3 protein-coding genes are annotated in these 2471 nt (G+C 42.6%); 1 reads left to right on the forward strand and 2 read right to left on the reverse strand.

The annotated features are described in order from the left end of the window. Window positions 1-1437: glycoside hydrolase family 32 protein (locus E1163_RS01035; RefSeq protein ID WP_155168669.1), on the forward strand; the 1437-nt coding region annotated here is incomplete at its 5' end. A 62-nt stretch (window positions 1438-1499) separates the two neighbouring features. Here E1163_RS01035 and E1163_RS01040 read toward each other — a convergent pair. Beyond that, window positions 1500-1856 carry a type II toxin-antitoxin system PemK/MazF family toxin gene (locus E1163_RS01040; RefSeq protein WP_155168670.1) on the reverse strand — a complete coding sequence of 119 codons (357 nt, stop codon included), beginning with the start codon at window positions 1854-1856 and terminating at the stop codon, window positions 1500-1502. A gap of 7 nt (window positions 1857-1863) precedes the next feature. Continuing rightward, complete coding sequence (locus tag E1163_RS01045; protein WP_155168671.1) at window positions 1864-2379, reverse strand: hypothetical protein; 516 nt, start codon at window positions 2377-2379, stop codon at window positions 1864-1866. Window positions 2380-2471 lie beyond the last annotated feature (92 nt).

Consider the following 2471-nt stretch of genomic DNA (forward strand, 5'->3'; position numbering starts at 1 on the left):
ACAGAAAAATACAGGCCACAATTTCACTTTTCCCCGGAGGAAAAATGGATGAACGACCCCAACGGGATGGTTTATTTTGAAGGTGAATATCACCTGTTCTATCAATATTACCCCGATAGCACCGTGTGGGGACCTATGCATTGGGGCCATGCAGTAAGTACCGATCTGGTGCACTGGGAGCATTTGCCCATTGCCCTTTACCCCGACAGCCTCGGCTATATCTTTTCAGGCAGCGCAGTATACGACAGCCTGAATACCTCCGGCCTTGGCACAAAAGAAAACCCACCACTGATAGCTATCTACACCTACCATGACCCCATTCTGGAGAAACAAGGAAGCGACGTATATCAAACCCAGGGCATTGCCTACAGCACCGACAAAGGCAGGACATGGACAAAATATGAGAGCAATCCGGTCTTAAAAAATCCCGGGATCAAAGATTTCAGAGACCCGAAGGTTAGGTGGCACGAACCCTCCGGCAAGTGGATCATGGCCTTGGCCGTAAAGGACCATATCAGCTTCTACTCTTCACCCAACCTGATCGACTGGATCAAGGAAAGTGACTTCGGTCACGATCTGGGTGCCCATGGAGGTGTATGGGAGTGCCCTGACCTGTTCCCCCTGGACTACAATGGCCATGAAAAGTGGGTACTCCTAGTAAGCATCAATCCCGGAGGGCCTTATGGCGGCTCCGCTACTCAATATTTTATTGGGGACTTTGATGGAAAAACATTTACCACTGACCAAAAGACGACCCTCTGGCTGGACTATGGGGCAGACAACTATGCCGGCGTCACCTGGAGCAACGTACCCAACGGAGAAACCCTGTTTCTCGGATGGATGAGCAATTGGGCTTATGGCATGCTTGTGCCCACAGAAAAATGGCGTAGCGCCATGACAGTACCCAGAAAACTCAGCCTCTATCAGCATGAAGAAAATTACCGCATCAAAAGCGAGCCTGTAGAAGCTTTGAATAGCTTACGAAACGAAGCGATATCAATGCCAGAGGTCAAGTTGACCAATAGCCGGCACACTTTTGAAAAACCCATTGACCTGGCTGAAATAAACCTTGATGTTACACAAGCTACCTCCGGCACCCTTGACTTCATATTTGAAAATGAGGCTGGGGAATATATAAAGCTCTCCATTGTTCCTGAAAAGCATGAGATAATATTCGATCGGTCGAAAGCAGGAAAGACCTCATTTTCGGAGGAATTTAACAGCATTCACCGTTCACCACTACTCTTTGATCCTGCTTCATTCAATATCCGGTTTTACAAGGACGAATCTTCACTGGAAATATTTATCAATAACGGAGAGCAGGTAATTACAGAACTATTTTTCTCTGACGAACCCCTGAACAAGTTGACCATTCAGGCTTCAGGAGAAGCGATACTAAAAAATATTAAAACATACCCGATACAATCCATCTGGTAAAGACCGCCCCCACCCCTATGAAGAAAAGGCCTGAGCTGTATGCTTGGGTCTTTTTGATCAAATTAAAATTCATCCCCTGGCTTTATATCATGATCCTCAATAATCTCCTGTATTTTCTCCATCAATGGGCAAAATCCTATTAATCGCTTTATAAATCTCATGTTCAAGTTAACCATTTGAGAAACGTTGATGAATGAGTCCTTTTTAAGCCTCATTTTTTTACCTGCGTCTGAATCTTTCAACACCCAGATGCCGGGCAATTTATCAGATCTATTTTTGCTGGTTATTTGAATTAAGACACGGTTCTCAACAGTATCCACTTCATATACAACTGCCGGCCTTTCTTTCATAACAATGCTACCGTCTTCATCACGCCAAGGAAAGTATACTGTTACTACGTCACCGGCTTGATATCGCATGTTCAATTTATGCCGTCAACCCTGCTGACGCATTCCAATCTTCAAATTGTTCGAACTTTTTTACAAGGTAATTTACATCCTCATCAGAAAGGGGAGTATCAATATGAGGATATGCAGCATTTTTAATAGTTTCCTCAAAATTTTTCACCTGAAAACATAGTCTATGTAGCTGTTGAGCAACAGGCTTGGTAATAAATGCTCCTTCAAATATATTGGCCGTTTTCTTAGCATGTTTTATATCCTCGAGCATATCTTCAGCATGCAGATGCATTTCCATTAGTGCACGCTCATCGGTAGTATCTATTTCATTATACACTTGATCAAATACATTCTTCATTTTTCTATTAAGGCGGGCAAAATAAAGAATTGCAAAGGGTAAAGTACATAGCAGCAATGGTGCTAACACTACAATACCAAACAGGCCAAAAAACAGCTTGACCCCATTTATTGCTCGTGCAATAAAATCGATCGGTCTTAATCGGTTTTCTAGGTGAATACTGTTTTGCAGTGAAATAGTCGACATAGCTAAATGCTAATTTGTAACAAATTTAACGAAAAAGCACATTGAATGTTATATATTATATAACAAATATAGCTTTGTTATATATGCTATAC

This window comes from Fulvivirga kasyanovii, from assembly GCF_009711405.1.
Taxonomy (GTDB): Bacteria; Bacteroidota; Bacteroidia; order Cytophagales; family Cyclobacteriaceae; genus Fulvivirga; species Fulvivirga kasyanovii.